The sequence below is a fragment of the Rhizobium sp. P28RR-XV genome, from assembly GCF_012641385.1.
Taxonomy (GTDB): domain Bacteria; phylum Pseudomonadota; class Alphaproteobacteria; order Rhizobiales; family Rhizobiaceae; genus Rhizobium.
The window spans coordinates 184,494-199,723 of record NZ_JABAIG010000010.1 but is presented as its reverse complement, the minus strand read 5'-3'; the positions used below and the strand labels follow the sequence as shown (position 1 = coordinate 199,723).

General features: G+C 62.0%; 15 protein-coding genes. 10 read left to right on the top strand and 5 right to left on the bottom strand.

What is annotated here, in order from left to right; all coding sequences use genetic code 11:
• The first annotated feature begins 7 nt into the window (after positions 1–7).
• From HGP12_RS22100 to HGP12_RS22090, 3 genes are read left to right on the top strand one after another with little or no spacing between them, the layout of a single operon-like run.
• Entirely contained in the window at positions 8–370 is a 363-nt protein-coding gene (locus tag HGP12_RS22100) for a YciI family protein (RefSeq protein WP_168842056.1), read from the top strand.
• 18 nt (positions 371–388) lie between these two features.
• Entirely contained in the window at positions 389–766 is a 378-nt protein-coding gene (locus HGP12_RS22095; protein WP_168842055.1) for a YciI family protein, read from the top strand.
• A 10-nt stretch (positions 767–776) separates the two neighbouring features.
• A complete protein-coding gene (locus HGP12_RS22090; protein ID WP_168842190.1) occupies positions 777–2,018 on the top strand; it encodes an RNA polymerase sigma factor in 1,242 nt (413 codons plus the stop codon).
• Between the two features lie 5 nt (positions 2,019–2,023).
• On the opposite strand, the gene HGP12_RS22085 is transcribed toward HGP12_RS22090, so the two are convergent.
• On the bottom strand, positions 2,024–2,983 hold the full coding sequence (locus HGP12_RS22085) for a lysylphosphatidylglycerol synthase domain-containing protein (RefSeq protein WP_168842054.1): 960 nt from the start codon (positions 2,981–2,983) through the stop codon (positions 2,024–2,026).
• 95 nt (positions 2,984–3,078) lie between these two features.
• Here HGP12_RS22085 and HGP12_RS22080 point away from each other — a divergent pair, with 95 nt between their 5' ends.
• Positions 3,079–4,098 (top strand): glycosyltransferase family 2 protein, encoded by a 1,020-nt coding sequence (locus HGP12_RS22080; RefSeq protein WP_168842189.1) that lies wholly within the window; start codon positions 3,079–3,081, stop codon positions 4,096–4,098.
• Positions 4,099–4,261: 163 nt separating this feature from the next.
• The gene (locus tag HGP12_RS34680) at positions 4,262–4,795 is read left to right on the top strand and encodes an NUDIX hydrolase (protein ID WP_312862922.1); all 534 of its coding nucleotides are present in this window, start codon (positions 4,262–4,264) and stop codon (positions 4,793–4,795) included.
• An 86-nt stretch (positions 4,796–4,881) separates the two neighbouring features.
• Here the strand turns inward: HGP12_RS34680 and HGP12_RS22070 are convergent, their stop codons facing one another.
• The gene (locus HGP12_RS22070; RefSeq protein WP_168842053.1) at positions 4,882–6,249 is read right to left on the bottom strand and encodes an aspartate aminotransferase family protein; all 1,368 of its coding nucleotides are present in this window, start codon (positions 6,247–6,249) and stop codon (positions 4,882–4,884) included.
• A gap of 284 nt (positions 6,250–6,533) precedes the next feature.
• Between HGP12_RS22070 and HGP12_RS22065 the strand changes: the two genes are divergently transcribed.
• Positions 6,534–7,874, top strand: coding sequence for a glutamine synthetase family protein (locus HGP12_RS22065; RefSeq protein ID WP_168842052.1), 1,341 nt, complete (start codon positions 6,534–6,536; stop codon positions 7,872–7,874).
• Between the two features lie 5 nt (positions 7,875–7,879).
• Here HGP12_RS22065 and HGP12_RS22060 read toward each other — a convergent pair whose 3' ends face one another.
• Complete coding sequence (locus HGP12_RS22060) at positions 7,880–8,827, bottom strand: diacylglycerol/lipid kinase family protein (RefSeq protein ID WP_168842051.1); 948 nt, start codon at positions 8,825–8,827, stop codon at positions 7,880–7,882.
• Between the two features lie 319 nt (positions 8,828–9,146).
• Here HGP12_RS22060 and HGP12_RS22055 point away from each other — a divergent pair, with 319 nt between their 5' ends.
• Complete coding sequence (locus HGP12_RS22055) at positions 9,147–10,364, top strand: MFS transporter (protein WP_168842050.1); 1,218 nt, start codon at positions 9,147–9,149, stop codon at positions 10,362–10,364.
• Here HGP12_RS22055 and HGP12_RS22050 read toward each other — a convergent pair.
• Complete coding sequence (locus HGP12_RS22050; protein WP_168842049.1) at positions 10,329–10,733, bottom strand: helix-turn-helix domain-containing protein; 405 nt, start codon at positions 10,731–10,733, stop codon at positions 10,329–10,331. The genes HGP12_RS22055 and HGP12_RS22050 overlap by 36 nt on opposite strands.
• A gap of 104 nt (positions 10,734–10,837) precedes the next feature.
• On the opposite strand from HGP12_RS22050, the gene HGP12_RS22045 reads away from it, so the two are divergent.
• A complete protein-coding gene (locus tag HGP12_RS22045) occupies positions 10,838–11,851 on the top strand; it encodes a zinc-binding alcohol dehydrogenase family protein (protein ID WP_168842048.1) in 1,014 nt (337 codons plus the stop codon).
• 354 nt (positions 11,852–12,205) lie between these two features.
• Complete coding sequence (gene mgtE / locus HGP12_RS22040) at positions 12,206–13,579, top strand: magnesium transporter (protein ID WP_168842047.1); 1,374 nt, start codon at positions 12,206–12,208, stop codon at positions 13,577–13,579.
• Positions 13,580–13,630: 51 nt separating this feature from the next.
• On the opposite strand, the gene HGP12_RS22035 is transcribed toward mgtE, so the two are convergent.
• Positions 13,631–14,152 (bottom strand): Lrp/AsnC family transcriptional regulator, encoded by a 522-nt coding sequence (locus tag HGP12_RS22035; protein WP_409526857.1) that lies wholly within the window; start codon positions 14,150–14,152, stop codon positions 13,631–13,633.
• 96 nt (positions 14,153–14,248) lie between these two features.
• Here HGP12_RS22035 and HGP12_RS22030 point away from each other — a divergent pair, with 96 nt between their 5' ends.
• Positions 14,249–15,163 (top strand): DMT family transporter, encoded by a 915-nt coding sequence (locus HGP12_RS22030; protein ID WP_168842045.1) that lies wholly within the window; start codon positions 14,249–14,251, stop codon positions 15,161–15,163.
• The last annotated feature ends 67 nt before the right edge of the window (positions 15,164–15,230 follow it).

Here is a 15,230-nt window from a genome sequence, read left to right as displayed (position 1 = left end):
GGCTCAGATGAAATTCCTTTGCCAAGTGTGGTTCGAAAGTGACGAGATCGCCAAGCTTTCCGAAGAGGAAGGGCGAAAGCTGACACAGGATTCGATCGACAACGACAACCGGCTGCGCGAGAGCGGCCATCTCATCGTCGCCAATGCCTTGCGCGAGCCAGAGACCGCCAGAACGGTCCGGGTGCGCAAGGGCGACGCCATCGTCACCGACGGCCCTTTCGCCGAGATCAAGGAGCATCTGGGCGGCTTCGTGCTGATCGAGGCGCGGGATATCAAGGAAGCAACTGATATCGCTGCTACCTTCCCCGTCGCGCGCTACGGCATGATCGAGGTTCGTGCGGCCTTCGACATCCGCTTTCCGGACGAGTAGCTGCGGAGGGAAAAAGACATGCGGTTTCTATGCCTGATCTACACGTCCATCGATGTCGACGGACGATTGACGCCGAACGAAATGAACCACCTGATCGGCGAGCATTTCGTCTATGACGAAGGCCTGCGGCAGGACGGCACGCTGATCGTTTCGGATGCGCTGGAGCTCCGAAACAAATCGATCGTCATCCGCCCCGACGGCGATACGTTTTCGGTGACCGATGGGCCGTTCGTGGAGACGAAGGAATATCTGGCCGGGTTCTATCTCATCGATGCTCCCGACCTGGATGGCGCAACCGAGATCGCCAAACGCATTCCCTCTGCGCGCTACGGCACCATCGAGATTCGTCCGGTGCGCATCCTGACCCTTCGGGGAGACCTGGCGGAGGAAGGTTGATGCCGTGTCGCTGAACCAGACCATCGACAGCATCTATCGCAGCCATTCGCGCCGCGTGCTGGCAACGCTGATCCGTTTGCTCGGCGATTTCGACCGCGCCGAGGAAGCGCTTCACGATGCCTTCGCGGCGGCGGCGCAGCAATGGACGGACGAGACGATCCCGGCCAATCCCTATGCCTGGCTCGTCTCTGCCGGCCGCTTCCGCGCCATCGATCATATCCGGCGCCGGACGCGCTTCGACGCGTCCCGCCCGGACATTACAGACAGCCTTTATCCGGAGGGAGAGGCGATGGAAATCGCAGAAAACGAAGAGATCGAAGACGACATGCTGCGGCTGATCTTCACCTGCTGCCATCCGCTTATTGCCTCCGAGGCGCGCATGGCGATGGCGCTACGCGAGGTCTGCGGCCTGACGACGGAAGAGATCGCCCATGCTTTCCTGATCCCGGCACCGACCGTCGCCCAGCGCATCGTCCGGGCCAAGAACCGCATCCGCGCCGCCCATATTCCCTATGAAGTGCCTGGCAAGACGGAGCTGCCGGAGCGTCTGGCACAGGTGCTGCATGTCATCTACCTCGTCTTCAACGAGGGCTATTCGGCATCATCAGGCTCGGCGATCGTCCGTGCCGACCTTGCGGCCGAAGCCATTCGCCTCGGCAGGCTCCTGCTGCAGCTATTGCCGGATCCGGAGGTCGAAGGATTGCTTGCGATCATGCTGCTGCAGGATTCGCGCCGGCTTGCCCGCACCAATGCCGCCGGCGATCTGGTGCTGCTTGTCGATCAGGATCGCGCGCTTTGGGATAGCGGCCAGATCCGCGAAGGCCTGACACTGTCGGCAAGAGCGATGGCGGCCGAAAGCGTCGGCAGCTATGCGTTGCAGGCCGCGATTGCGGCGGAACATGCCCGCGCTGTGACCACTGATGATACCGACTGGCGAAAGCTCGTGATGCTCTACGACCTGCTGCTGACGGCGAGCCCCTCCCCGGTGATCGAGCTCAATCGAGCGGTCGCCATCTCCATGTGCGACGGTCCGGCAGCGGCACTTTCCATCGTCGATGGGCTGCTGCAGGAGGAGCGCATGGCGCGGTATCACCTCACTCATGCCGCGAAGGCCGATTTCCTCAGGCAGCTCGGACGGTCGGACGAGGCGCGGCAATCTTATGAAATGGCACTTTCGCTGTGTCACCAGGCGCCGGAGCAGGCATTCCTGCGCAAGCGGTTGACCGAGCTTGCGGGCAAGACGCTGCAATAGCGGGGTCAGTGCCGCTTGCGCGAGACCAGCAATCCGATCGCGGTCCCCGTCAGCGCCGAAACGACGATCAGCAGGTGGGCATTGATGCTGGCCTGGGCGAGATTTTCAATCGCCGCCTTCTCGCCCGAGGCACCGAAGGCCATGGCTCCGGCGGTGATGCCGGCCGGATAAGTGCCCACACCACCCGGCGCATGCACAGGCAGGACGGACGACAGTTCACCGCCGAGTGCGCCGCCGAAGCTTGCCGAAAGCGGGGTGACGTTCATGAGGCCGAGCGCCCAGGCAAGGACGACGACCTTTACCAGCCAATTGACCACCGTCGTCAGCCAGGCGCGCGCAAAAGCGCCGATATCGATCGGCAAGCCGCGTTCCAGCTCGTGGACCAGACCTTGCGCCTTCTTCGGCAGGATGTGGGCCGCAAGGCGGATCAGCGGCCGGCGGGAAGCAAAGCCCACAACGGGCAGCAGCAGGAAAGCACCCCATGCGATCCAGGCCAGGACATGATAGGGCGCGGCAAGCGCAAGGCCGATGCCTGCGGCTGCCAGCAGCGCATGCAGGTCGAGCAGCCGCATGACGAACAGCGCCGAGGTTCCACGCGCCAGCGGAATGCCGAATTCCGAGCGCATCAGTACCGGGAAACTGGTCTCGCCGGTGCGGAACGGCATCATGATGTTCAGCAGATTATGAACCTGCGTGACGCGGAACAACGCCGCAAAATGGCCTGCGGTTTCCTTCGGGAAATAGTCGTAGATGCGCCAGGTGCGCAGGAAGTAAGTGCCTGTCAGAAGCACCAGGGCGAGAAGGATCGGCAAGGCGCCGACCTTGGCCCATTGCGCCAGGATGGAACTCCAGCCCCAGAACCATTCGATGAAGCCGGCATAAGCAAGGACGACGGCGAGCGTCAGCAGCGTCATTCGGTTGCGAATAAACCAATTCTGTCGGCTGGCAACCGTCGGAGTCTTCATGTAGTTAGGGCACCCAAAGGCGAGCGGAAGCTGAAACCGGACTTCTCGCTCGTTTCGTCCGGCAGGTACTGCCGGTCTTTTAGGAGAAAGAAGTGTTGCAGACAACGGCAGAGTCGACCCTCCCCCAGGCCGATACGGCAAGCCCCCTCGAGCTTTCGCTGGTCGTGCCCGTCTTCAACGAGGAAGAAAGCGTCGGACCGCTGATCGAGCGCATCTGTTCCGCCATGACGAGCTTTGCCAAATCCTGGGAACTGATCCTGGTCGATGACGGCAGCACGGATGCGACGCTGGCAAACGCGCGCCGCTCACTTTCGCACGACGGGCTGACGCTGCGCATCGTTGAGCTTCAGCGCAATTTCGGTCAGACGGCCGCCATGCAGGCCGGCATCGATGCGGCCAACGGCCGCCTGATCGCCACCATGGACGGCGATCTGCAGAACGACCCGAAGGATATCCCCTCGATGGTCGAGGAGCTGGAACGGCGGCAGCTCGACCTGCTCGTCGGCTGGCGCAAGAACCGTCAGGACGGGCTGCTTCTGCGCAAGATCCCCTCCTGGTGCGCCAACTACCTGATCGGCCGCATCACCGGCGTGAAGCTGCACGACTATGGCTGCAGCTTGAAGATCTATCGCGCTTCGATCATCAAGCAGGTGAAGCTGATGGGCGAGATGCACCGCTTCATTCCTGCCTGGGTCGCCGGCGTCGTACCAAGCTCGCGCATCGGCGAAGTCCCCGTTACCCATCACGCCCGCCAGCACGGCACGTCGAAATACGGGATTTCCCGCACCTTCCGCGTTATTCTCGATTTGCTGTCGGTGATGTTCTTCATGCGCTACAAGGCGCGGCCAGGGCATTTCTTCGGCTCGCTCGGGCTCGGGCTCGGCGCGCTCGCCGCCCTGATCCTGCTCTGGCTCTTCATCGACAAGTTCATCTTCGGCGACGATATCGGCAGCCGTCCGCTGCTGATGGTCGGCGTCGTGCTGCTCCTGTCGTCGGTGCAGATGATCACCACGGGCATTCTCGCCGAAATGATCGCGCGCATCTATTATCGCGACGATCTCTCGCCGAACTACATCGTGCGCAAGATCTTCGACCGTAATCATCAGGATGCCTAGAGCCGGATGATTTTAGGTCTGTTCGACCTAAAATCTGAATCCGCTCTAGAATCAAAGAAGTAGAGCGTGATGTCGTCCGAAAACCGCCTACACTTTTCGGCATCATGCTCTAGGCATCTCTCACCTATGCCCGGACCCATCCGAAACAGGAGCTGAACCGCGCGTGAGCCCGAAAGACGAGATCGCCAGCCTTCTATCCGACACCGCGGATCTTCCGCCCTGGCGGACGACGAACTCAACGCATCTGGTTCATGATCGCTGGCTGAAAGTCCGCGCCGACACCTGCGTGACGGCGGAGGGCACGGAGATTGCGCCCTTTTACGTGCTGGAATATCCCGATTGGGTCGAGATCATCGCGCTCGATGCCGAGGATCACATCTATCTCGTTCAGCAGTATCGTCACGGATTGGGCGTTGTGGCGCTCGAGCTTCCCGGTGGGGCCATGGATGCGAGCGATGCAAGCCCGGTCGAGGCGGCGGCGCGGGAGCTGCGCGAGGAAACCGGTCTTTCCTCCCGCGATTGGGAGTATGTCGGCAAGCTTGCGCCCAATCCGGCCACGCACACCAATCTCGCGCATATCGTTATTGCCCGCAATGTCGAACTAGCCGCCAAGCCGGCAGATGACCCGACCGAGCGCATCCGCCTGATCCGCATGCCGATCCGGCAGGCGATCGAGCTGGCGCTGGAGGGGAAATGATCCAGATGATCCATGTCGCCGCGCTGACGCTTGCCCTTCACAAGGCGGGCAAATGGGAAGTACCGGCACCAACGGCCAAGCTCTAGTTACGATTTCACGTCCGTCCAGACGGCATCGAGAGCGTCGCGCGCGATGCGCACCATCGCATCCACTTCCTCATGGCTGATGACGAGCGGCGGCGAGGCCAGCATGCGATCGCCGGTGGCGCGCAGCACCAGGCCGTTCGCCAGGGCATGGTTGCGCACTGCCGCACCTATTGCGTCCGGCTTTTCGAAGCGGCGGCGGGTCGATTTGTCGGCGGCAAGCTGCAATGCCCCCATCAAGCCGATGCTGACCGCTTCGCCAACCATGTCGTGATCGGCAAGGCTGCCCCAGGCTTTGGCGAAGTAAGGGCCGATGTCGTCGCGCACGCGCTCCACCAGTCCTTCCTCCTCGATGATCCTGAGGTTTTCGAGAGCGGCGGCCGCGCAGACCGGGTGGCCGGAATAGGTGAAACCGTGGTTGAATTCGCCGACTTCATTGATCAGCACGTCGGCGATACGATCGCTCACAAGCACGCCGCCGATCGGCAGGTAGCCTGACGACAGGCCCTTGGCGATCGGCGCGAGATCGGGTTCGACACCGAAATCCTGATGGCCGAACCATGCGCCGAGACGGCCAAAGCCGCAGATGACTTCATCGCAGACGAGCAGAATGTTCCTCGCCTTGCAGATACGCGAGATCTCCGGCCAATAGGTCGATGGCGGGATGATGACGCCGCCGGCGCCCTGCACCGGCTCGGCGATGAAGGCCGCGATATTATCCTCGCCCAGCTCGTCGATCTTCGCCTCGAGTTCGCGCGCAATCTTGAGGCCAAAGTCCTCCGGCGACAGATCGCCGCCCTCGCCATACCAATAGGGCTGGCCGATATGGACGACGCCCGGGATCGGCAGATCCCCCTGTTCATGCATATATTTCATGCCGCCCATGCTGGCGCCGGCGACGGTCGAGCCGTGATAACCGTTCCTGCGGGCAATGATGGTTTTCTTCGTCGGCTTACCCATGGCGCCCCAATAGACCCTGGCCATGCGGAACCAGGTATCGTTGGCCTCGGAACCGGAATTGGTGAAGAACACATGGTTGAATTGCGGCCCGGCATGGGCGCAGACCTTTTCGGCGAGAAGCGTCGCCGGTGTGGTCGTGGTGCCGAAGAAGGTGTTGTAATAGGGCAGCTCGTTCATCTGCCTGGAAACAGCATCGGCGATTTCAGTGCGGCCGTAGCCGATGTTGACGCACCAGAGGCCGGCAAACCCATCCAGATACTTCCGCCCTTCTGCGTCGAAAATATAGACACCCTCGCCCCGCTGAATGACGCGCGCGCCGTCCGCGTTCAACTTCTTCATGTCCGCGAAGGGATGGAGGTGATGGGCGGCATCGAGGGCGGCGAGATTGGAGCGGTTGGACGTATCTGGCATGGCTGTAACCTTATTGAGATCGGTGCCTGTCAGGCAAATCCGCCAACGATGCGATTATGTGCCAGGCCCCTCACCCCAGCCCTCTCCCCGTCGAACGGGGAGAGGGAGTTAAAGTGCCGAATTGTCCGCTTTGGGTACGGCCGGCACTGTTGTGTCCCTCTGCCCGCAAATGCGGGAAGAGGGTTAGGATGAGGGACCTGGCACGAAGCCGCAGCATGGCCAGACTTGACTGGAAGCTATCATCGTTTACGACCATGCCGTGAGCATTGGGGATTTACAAGAGCATGGCGGCCGACAACGCAACCGAAGGTAACGCGCGCATCGAAGTGCTGATCTCGGACATGAACGGCCGGCTCAGAGGCAAGCAGATCCCGATTTCGGCCGAAAAGAAAGTCTGGTCCGGCGCCGTGCGGCTGCCGACCTCGACGCAATCGCTCGATATCTGGGGCGACGACAATGACGATATTACCGGACTGTCGCTGACGATCGGCGATCCCGACGGGGACTGCGTTGCGGACCCGCGCACGCTCGTCGATATGCCCTGGGCGCCATCTGGGTCCAAACAGGTGCTGGCCACCATGCATGAGCTTGACGGCAGCCCGAGCTTTCAGGATCCGCGCGCCATTCTTGCGGCCGTGCTCGATCGCTACAAGGCGCTCGGCCTGACGCCCGTCGTCGCAACCGAGCTGGAATTCTATCTGTTGGCCGGCGATTGGCGCGAAAAAGGCATCCCGTCGCCGCCATCAGCGCTGACCTATCGGGACGAGCCGAACGGCTTCCAGCTTTACGACATGGATGCCGTCGACCTCCTCGACGATTACCTCGAAACGCTGCGCAGCTATGCGAGGACGCAAGGGTTGCCGGCGGATGCGACGACGGCGGAGTTCGGCCCCGGCCAGTTCGAGATCAACCTATTGCATTGCCCGGATGCCCTTGCCGCCGCCGACGACTGCATCATGCTGAAGCGCGTGGCCGAGCAGGCAGCGCGAAAGCACGGCCTGAAATCGACCTGCATGGCCAAGCCCTATACCGATCATGCCGGCTCCGGGCTGCATGTGCATGCCAGTATCATCGACACTCGGGGCCGCAATATCCTCGACGCGGAAGGCGGCGAGCCGAAGAGACTGAAGTCGATCTGCGCGGGACTGCTGCAGACGCTGCAGGAAGCACAGCTAGTCTTTGCGCCCTATGCCAATTCCTATCGCCGCTTCCAGCCGGGCTCGTTTGCCCCCGTCGATCTCACCTGGGGCTTTGGCCATCGCGGCACCGCCGTACGCATTCCCGAGAAGGATGGACCGGGAGCGCGCATCGAGCATCGCGTCGCCGGCGCCGACGTCAATCCCTACCTGATGCTAGCGGCAATCCTCGGCGGCATGCTGCTCGGCCTGCAGAACGACCTGGACCCCGGCGAGGAAACGACGCCGTCTCATGTGCCGGCCGATGCGCCGCGGCTGACGCATGATTTTCTGACCTCGGTCGAGCGCTTCCGCGCTTCCGCCTTCATTGCCGACATTTTCGGCGAGCGGTATCAGCGGCTTTACGGCGAGACGAAGCATAAGGAAGCGATCCGCCACCTGCGCACGGTTTCCGATTTCGATTACCGGACCTACCTGCCCCGCATTTAAGCGCTTCAGATGGCGACGTTGTCGACGGCGCCCTCGCGGGCGATGCTGGCGGCGGTCCCTTCCCGAACCATCACCTTGAGTTCGCCGGGATGAACCTTGAGCGTCACGTCGCGCTCGAGCGGCAGGAGTTCGCCGTCCATGACGCAGTTGGCGAGATGGCGTAGCTTCGGGAAGTGCAGATGCACCTGCGGCGCGTGCATGACCATGACATCGTTGTTCTCGCGAACGCGGCCGCGCAACATGTCGATGGCGAGACGGGCAACGCCGAGCGGCCGCAGGGGCTTTGCGGTGTAGAAGCCGAGCTCACCGCTGCGCAGGCTGTCGGCATAAAGCAGCGCGTTGGCGCCGAAGGGGTTGTTGGAAACGGAGATCGCCGAGACATGCCGGCGCTCGCGAATATCGCCGGCCTCGAAATCGACGTCGAATTCCGGCGGATTGGCGATGACGCCGAAAGCGGCCCGCGTGCTGGCCGACATCTTCCCGATGCGCGAGCGATAGCTATAGCCGTTGCGATAACGCACCATGCGCGCATGCAGGCCCGCCGAAAACTGATGCACGAAAGCGCGCCCGTTGGCACTGCCGATATCGACATTGTCGACCTCGCCTCGCGCGAGTACGCCCAGCGTCTGCCAGATGTCGAGCGGCAGGCGCAGCGAGCGGGCAAAGAGGTTCATGGTGCCGGCCGGAATGACGCCAAGGGCGACGCCGTTCTTCCAGGCGATGGCGGCAGCGGCCGAAATCGTGCCATCCCCGCCGCCGGCGACGATACCGTCGATATCGTCGCGCCGCGCCGCGCGCTCCATCGCCGAGACGATATCGCGGCCCTCCACGACCACAGCCTCGAAATCATGTCCGGCGTCGCGGAAGACCTGCTCCGCTGTCCTCTCATAGGCCGCCATATCAGTCGTGCGGAAAGTACCGCCATCTCGATTGAAAAAGCCGATCAGTTTCATGGGGCTCTCGGATTTTCCGTAGTCTTCATCTCAATAAGGGCTGAAACCCCGTGCGCTTCTTCCACAAATGGTCCCGGACGAGGCGATTTCAAGAATCCTTAGCTCCCGTCGGATTGTGCAGCGCGCACTTATGCGCCGCGCGACATGCTGCACTGCAAAAAATGCACGCGACAGCAGTGGCGGCCTCATCGATAGTATCGCGCGAGGCATGTTCGTGCCCCTCCAGTTCCTTATTTCGTCCTGATGCACTGAGCGCCGAATGCGGGGTTCGCTGCCCGATCGCGGCGCTTCCCCTTGGTGTGCCGCCCAAGGAGTTTCCGTGAGCGATATTTCCGTCGAGGCCCTCGATAGCCAGGCCATCATCGAAGCGCCGTCGCGCACCGCCATCGCGCTGGTGACCCTGGCTCTGGCCGTCGGCAGCTTCGGCATCGGTACGGGCGAATTCGTCATTATGGGACTTCTGCCCAACGTCGCCGACACCTTCGGCGTCACGACGCCGGAAGCGGGCCATGTGATCAGCGCCTATGCGCTCGGCGTCGTCGTCGGTGCGCCTGTTATCGCCGTGCTCGCCGCCAAGATGGCTCGGCGCACGCTGCTCCTGCTGATGATGGCGATCTTTGCCGCCGGCAATATTTCCAGCGCCTTCGCGCCGACCTTCGAAAGCTTCACAGCGCTGCGCTTCGTCACCGGCCTGCCGCACGGCGCCTATTTCGGTGTCGCGGCGCTGGTTGCCGCCTCCATGGTGCCAGTCCATCGCCGCGTGCGCGCCGTCGGGCAGGTCATGCTCGGCCTGACGATCGCGACGCTGATCGGCACGCCGATCGCCACCTTCCTCGGCCAGTTGCTCGAATGGCGTGCTGCCTTCATGATGGTCGGCGGCGTCGGTCTCGTCACCATGCTGCTCATCGCCCTGTTCCTGCCGAGGGACAAGGTCGAGGAAGGCGCCAGCATCACCCGCGAGCTCGGCGCGCTGAAGCGCATCCAGGTCTGGCTTTCGCTTGGCGTCGCCGCGGTCGGCTTCGGCGGCATGTTCTCCATCTTCAGCTATGTCGCCACGACGACGACCGAGGTCGCCGGCCTCGGCACCGCCATGGTGCCTGTCGTGCTTGCGCTCTTCGGCATCGGTATGAATGTCGGCAATATCGTCGGCTCGCGACTTGGCGACATCTCGATCAAGGGCACGATCGGCGGCATGATGATCTTCAACATCGTCATCATGACGCTCTTCTCGCTGACGGCTGCCAATCCCGTCATGCTCTGCATCTGCGTCTTCCTGATCGGCTGCGGCTTTGCTGCCTGTCCGGCCGTGCAGACGCGCCTGATGGATGTGGCGGCGGATGCGCAGACGCTGGCCGCCGCCTCCAACCATTCCGCCTTCAACATCGCCAATGCGCTTGGCGCCTGGCTCGGCGGCCTGGTAATCTCCTGGGGCTTCACGGCTGCTGCGACCGGCTATGTCGGCGCGGTCCTCTCCGTTGGCGGTCTTGCCGTCTTCGCTATTTCAGTTGGCCTGGAGCGTCGCACCGGACACGCATGACATTCCCGGTGCGGCGAGCTGCTGGCGCCCGTCGTGGCAGAATACATTCTCCTCGCCCCATACCGCCATCGCCTTGATGATCGGTCCCAGGCTGGCGCCAAGCGGCGTCAGCGCATAATCGACGCGCGGCGGCACGACCGGAAAGATGGTGCGTGAGATCAGCCCGGATTCCTCCAATTCCCGCAATTGCTTCGTCAGCATCCGCTGTGTCACCGACGGCAGCTTGCGACGAATCTCGTTGAAACGCAGTGTTCCCTCCATCAGATGAAAAAGAACAACTCCCTTCCATTTGCCATCGAGAAGGCTCAGCGTCGCCTCGACCGGACATCCTGGAAAATTCCCGACAAGCTTGGAGCGGGGAAGTGACATCGACAGTATCCTTTTTGTACTTACGTACAGAATTTGTGCATTCTTGCGCCCTCTAACCATAATGCGCATTTAGCCTCTGTGCAACAAAACCAGGAGCTTCTCCCATGCGTGCAGTCGCCTACCAGCATCCTCACCCCATTTCCGCCGAGACATCGCTGATCGATATCGATCTGCCGACACCCGAGGCCAAGGGCCGCGATCTCCTTGTCGAAGTGAAAGCCGTCTCGGTCAATCCGGTCGATGTCAAAGTCCGCGCCAGCGTCGCCCCCACCGAGGGCGAATACAAGATTATCGGCTGGGACGCAGCCGGCATCGTCAAGGCCGTCGGTCCCGAGGTCACCATGTTCAAGCCAGGGGACGAAGTGTTCTATGCCGGCACCATCAATCGCGGGGGCTCGAATATGGAATTTCATCTGGTCGACGAGCGCATCGTGGGAGCCAAGCCGAAGAGCCTCGATTTTCCGGCCGCAGCTGCTCTGCCGCTGACATCGATCACTGCTTATGAAACGCTGTTCGACCGCCTGAAGGTTCAGGACCCCGTCCCCGGAGCGGCGAATGCAGTCCTCATCATCGGCGGCGCCGGCGGCGTCGGATCGATCGCCATCCAGATCGCGCGCGCGCTGACCGATCTCACCGTCATCGCCACGGCGTCCAGGCCGGAAACGCAGGTCTGGGCGAAGGAACTCGGTGCCCATCACGTCATCGATCATTCGAAACCGCTTGCACCGCAGATCGAGGCGCTTGGCATCGGCGCCCCCGCTTTCGTCTTCTCCACGACCAACACCTTGGATCACATCGCCTCGATCGCGGAGGCCATCGCGGCCCAGGGCCGGTTCGCCCTCATCGACGATCCGAAAACGCTCGATGTCGTGCCCTTCAAGTGGAAGGCGATATCGATCCATTGGGAGATGATGTTCACTCGCCCCCTCTATAACACTGCCGACATGATCGAGCAGCATAACCTGTTGACGAAGATCGCCGAACTGGTGGATGCCGGCAAGATCAGGTCGACGCTGACCGAGACCGCGGGCACGATCAATGCCGCCAATCTCAAGAAGGCGCATGCCCTCGTCGAGACCGGCAAGATGAAGGGAAAGGTCGTTCTGGCCGGTTTCTGAGTGACCAATATTCGCGACAGATCAGGTCGGGCGCATGTCGCCCGACCGTCTTGTCTTAACGCATTTGCGCTAGGTTTTGTTGCATCGCAAAAATTTGCAGCCACCTAAGCAAATTTTTATCGCAGGATCGCGCGTTTAGGCGCGTCCACCTCTTGACTTTTTATTCCTTCGGCGCGACTTCTCCGCACGTGGGGAACAGCGTTTTCCATACCGATCAACCGGAGCCATCTTTCGATGCCTAGCGACAGTAGTAGTCGATTGCCTTTGCCGTCAGTAGCATTCGTGCACTAACCGACTCCTGTCGGCTCGCCACGATCCGCTACGACGGCGGATCGACCGGAAAGGCGAGCTATAATGAACGTAAACAGCTTTCCCGTGCGGGCAGGCAATGCCGCGCGCGCATTCATCAATAACAACCGTGCCGTAACCATCGCCGAGCGTGTCGAGTCGCTGAATGCGCTTGGGGCATCCGAGGCTGCGCGCATCCTCGCCAAGATGCCGGAAGAGCGCGCTGTGCGCATTCTCGACCGGCCCGAACTTCGCAACGCGCCTGCCATCCTCGAAGTCATGAGCAACAGCGATGCCGCGCGGCTGCTGCATGGCATGTCCAACGACCGCGTCGCCGACGTGCTGCTCGAAATGGATGTCGAGGCGCGCACCCGGCTCTTCGCCACCTTCGACGAGCATGCCCGGCTAGCGATCCAGGGGCTGATGGGCTATCCGCCGCGCACGGCCGGCGGCATCATGACGACGGAATTCGTCAGCGTTCTCGCCAGCTGGACCGTTGCACAGACGCTCGATCACGTTCGCCAGGTCGAGCGCTCCCGCGAAACCGTCTATGCCATCTATGTCCTCGACGACGAGACGCATGTGCTGCTGCATGTCGTGACGCTGCGTCGCCTGATCACCGGCGAGCCCGACGCCTGTATCCTCACCGTGGCGCAGAAGGGCACGCCGGTCACGGCGCCGCCGCTGATGAAGCAGGAGGATGTCGCTCGCCTGATCCGCCGCCACGATCTGCTGGCGCTTCCGGTCGTGGATGACAAGGGCATGATGCTCGGCATCGTCACCGTCGACGACGTCATCGACACGATGATCGCCGATACGACCGAGGACGCCCAGAAGTTCGGCGGCATGGAAGCACTCGGCCAGCCCTACATGAAGATCAGCTTTGCCGGCATGATCCGCAAGCGCGCCGGCTGGCTCGCAGCACTCTTCCTCGGCGAAATGCTGACGGCAAGCGCGATGCAGCACTTCGAGGGCGAGCTGGAAAAGGCCGTCGTGCTGACGCTGTTCATCCCGCTGATCATGAGCTCGGGCGGCAATTCCGGCTCCCAGGCAACGTCGCTGATCATCCGGGCGCTGGCGCTCGGCGAACTCAAGCTTTCCGACTGGTGGCGCGTGGCGTTCCGCGAACTGCCGACGGGCATCGTGCTCGGCGCGATCCTCGGCCTCGTCGGCTTCGCCCGCATCGTCCTTTGGCAGAATATCGGCCTGTTCGATTATGGCCCGCACTGGCAGCTGGTCGCCTTTACCGTCTTTGCGGCCCTGATCGGCATCGTCACCTTCGGTTCGCTCGCCGGCTCGATGCTGCCATTCGTTCTGCAGAAGCTGCGGCTCGACCCGGCCAGCGCATCGGCGCCCTTCGTCGCGACGCTGGTCGATGTCACTGGCCTGGTGATCTACTTCTCGGTCGCCCTGCTGATCCTCAGCGGCACGATGCTCTGAGGATAATAAAGCTCTCACGACAAAGGGGCCGGCAGCGGCCCCTTTTCATTTTCACTCCGGCGCAGGCAGTTTCAGCACGCCATTGGTCTTGAGGGTCCGGATCGCGAAATTCGAGCGCAGGTCGACCACGCCGGGAAGGACCAGAAGCTTCTCCGACATCACCTTTTCGTAGGCGGCAAGATCCTCCACCACGACTTCCGCCAGGAAATCGGCGGTTCCCGAAATCAGATGACAGGCGACGATTTCCGGAATGGCCAGCAATGCGGCCTGCTGCGCTTCCGAATTCTCCTTCGAATGATGGCCGACCTTGAGCTCCACGAAAACCGTCAGGCCGAGACCGGCCTCCTTGCGGTCGATATCGGCGCGGTAGCCACGCAGGAGCCCCGATTTTTCCAGATTGCGAATGCGCCGCAGGCAGGGCGATGGCGAGAGGTTTACGCGCTCGGCGATCTCGACATTGGTCGCCCGCGCATCCTGTTGCAGGCAGTTGAGGATCGCAATATCGAATTTATCCAGTTTTGGCATATCCAATAAATCCAGTTGCCAATATTGGCAGGTTATTGCTGATAGCATGATTTTTCAGCCATAACTAGCAAGGACATGCCTCGGCCTTCGGCGCTATCTTTTCCTCATTCGAACGATAACCGGATAATTGGAAAGGATATGTCGATGACCGCTTTGTCTCTCTCCACTCACAAGGCAACCCCTACCGCGATCGGCTATGCGGGTGCTGTCGTCACCGTCTTGATCTGGGCGAACTGGATCCTGGCCACCCGCCATACCGCCGAGACCCAGATGAGCACGATCGACCTTGGCTTGCTGCGCTATGGCGTTCCGGCGCTGGTGCTGGCTCCCGTCTGGTGGCGGACAGGCCTGCTGCCGAAAGGCGTGCCGCTGAAATTGCTGGCGCTGATGGTCTGCGGCTCCGGTGCCCTCTTCTTTCAGCTGACCACGCTCGCCATTCAATTCACGCCCGCTTCGTCAGCCGGTATCCTGCTCGGCGGCTCCATGCCACTGGCAACCGCGCTGATCGGCGTGCTGATCTTTCGCGAGCGGCTTGATATCACCCGCTGGCTCGGTCTTGGCGGCATCGTCGCCGGCGTCGTGATCCTGCTTGCCCGCAGCCTCTACGGCGTGCAGATCTCCTGGGAGGGCTTCACGCTGCTGCCGCTGTCGGCCGTACTCTGGGCAAGCTACACCCATGCCTTCCGCCGCTCCGGGCTCAACGCCGTGCAATCGAGCGCCATCATCGCCGTCTGGTCGTTCCTGATCCATGTCGGGCTGGCCGCCATCTTCGGCAGCTCGCTGACCTCGGTGCCGCTGCCTGAAATCGGCCTGCAGATCGTCAGCCAAGGCCTGCTGTCCGGCCTTGCCGCCACCCTCGCCTACGGCCTTGCCGTGCAGGCTCTTGGTGGCACACAGGCCGCGGCCTTCACCGCGATCACCCCCGTTCTCGCGACGATCGGCGGCGGCTTCCTGCTCGGCGAAGAAATCGGAATAGCCGGCATTGCTGCAGCAATCGTGACCGGCACCGGCGTTGCCCTCTCCACCGGCTTACTCGCCCGGAAGGCTGCCCAGCACTAATCCGCCTCTCGCGGAGAAATAGAGCGGTTCGGCTAAATGCCGAACCGCTCTATTTCTATTTGTTCCG

What these genes read in the sequence shown, in the direction of transcription:
- HGP12_RS22100 (WP_168842056.1), top strand. Translation starts at nt 8, where the DNA reads ATGAAATTCCTTTGCCAAGTGTGGTTCGAAAGTGACGAGATCGCCAAG.
- HGP12_RS22095 (WP_168842055.1), top strand. Translation starts at nt 389, where the DNA reads ATGCGGTTTCTATGCCTGATCTACACGTCCATCGATGTCGACGGACGA.
- HGP12_RS22085 (WP_168842054.1), bottom strand. Translation starts at nt 2,983, where the DNA reads ATGAAGACTCCGACGGTTGCCAGCCGACAGAATTGGTTTATTCGCAAC.
- HGP12_RS22070 (WP_168842053.1), bottom strand. Translation starts at nt 6,249, where the DNA reads ATGCCAGATACGTCCAACCGCTCCAATCTCGCCGCCCTCGATGCCGCC.
- HGP12_RS22065 (WP_168842052.1), top strand. Translation starts at nt 6,534, where the DNA reads ATGGCGGCCGACAACGCAACCGAAGGTAACGCGCGCATCGAAGTGCTG.
- HGP12_RS22060 (WP_168842051.1), bottom strand. Translation starts at nt 8,827, where the DNA reads ATGAAACTGATCGGCTTTTTCAATCGAGATGGCGGTACTTTCCGCACG.
- HGP12_RS22050 (WP_168842049.1), bottom strand. Translation starts at nt 10,733, where the DNA reads ATGTCACTTCCCCGCTCCAAGCTTGTCGGGAATTTTCCAGGATGTCCG.
- HGP12_RS22045 (WP_168842048.1), top strand. Translation starts at nt 10,838, where the DNA reads ATGCGTGCAGTCGCCTACCAGCATCCTCACCCCATTTCCGCCGAGACA.
- mgtE (WP_168842047.1), top strand. Translation starts at nt 12,206, where the DNA reads ATGAACGTAAACAGCTTTCCCGTGCGGGCAGGCAATGCCGCGCGCGCA.
- HGP12_RS22035 (WP_409526857.1), bottom strand. Translation starts at nt 14,152, where the DNA reads ATGCTATCAGCAATAACCTGCCAATATTGGCAACTGGATTTATTGGAT.
- HGP12_RS22030 (WP_168842045.1), top strand. Translation starts at nt 14,249, where the DNA reads ATGACCGCTTTGTCTCTCTCCACTCACAAGGCAACCCCTACCGCGATC.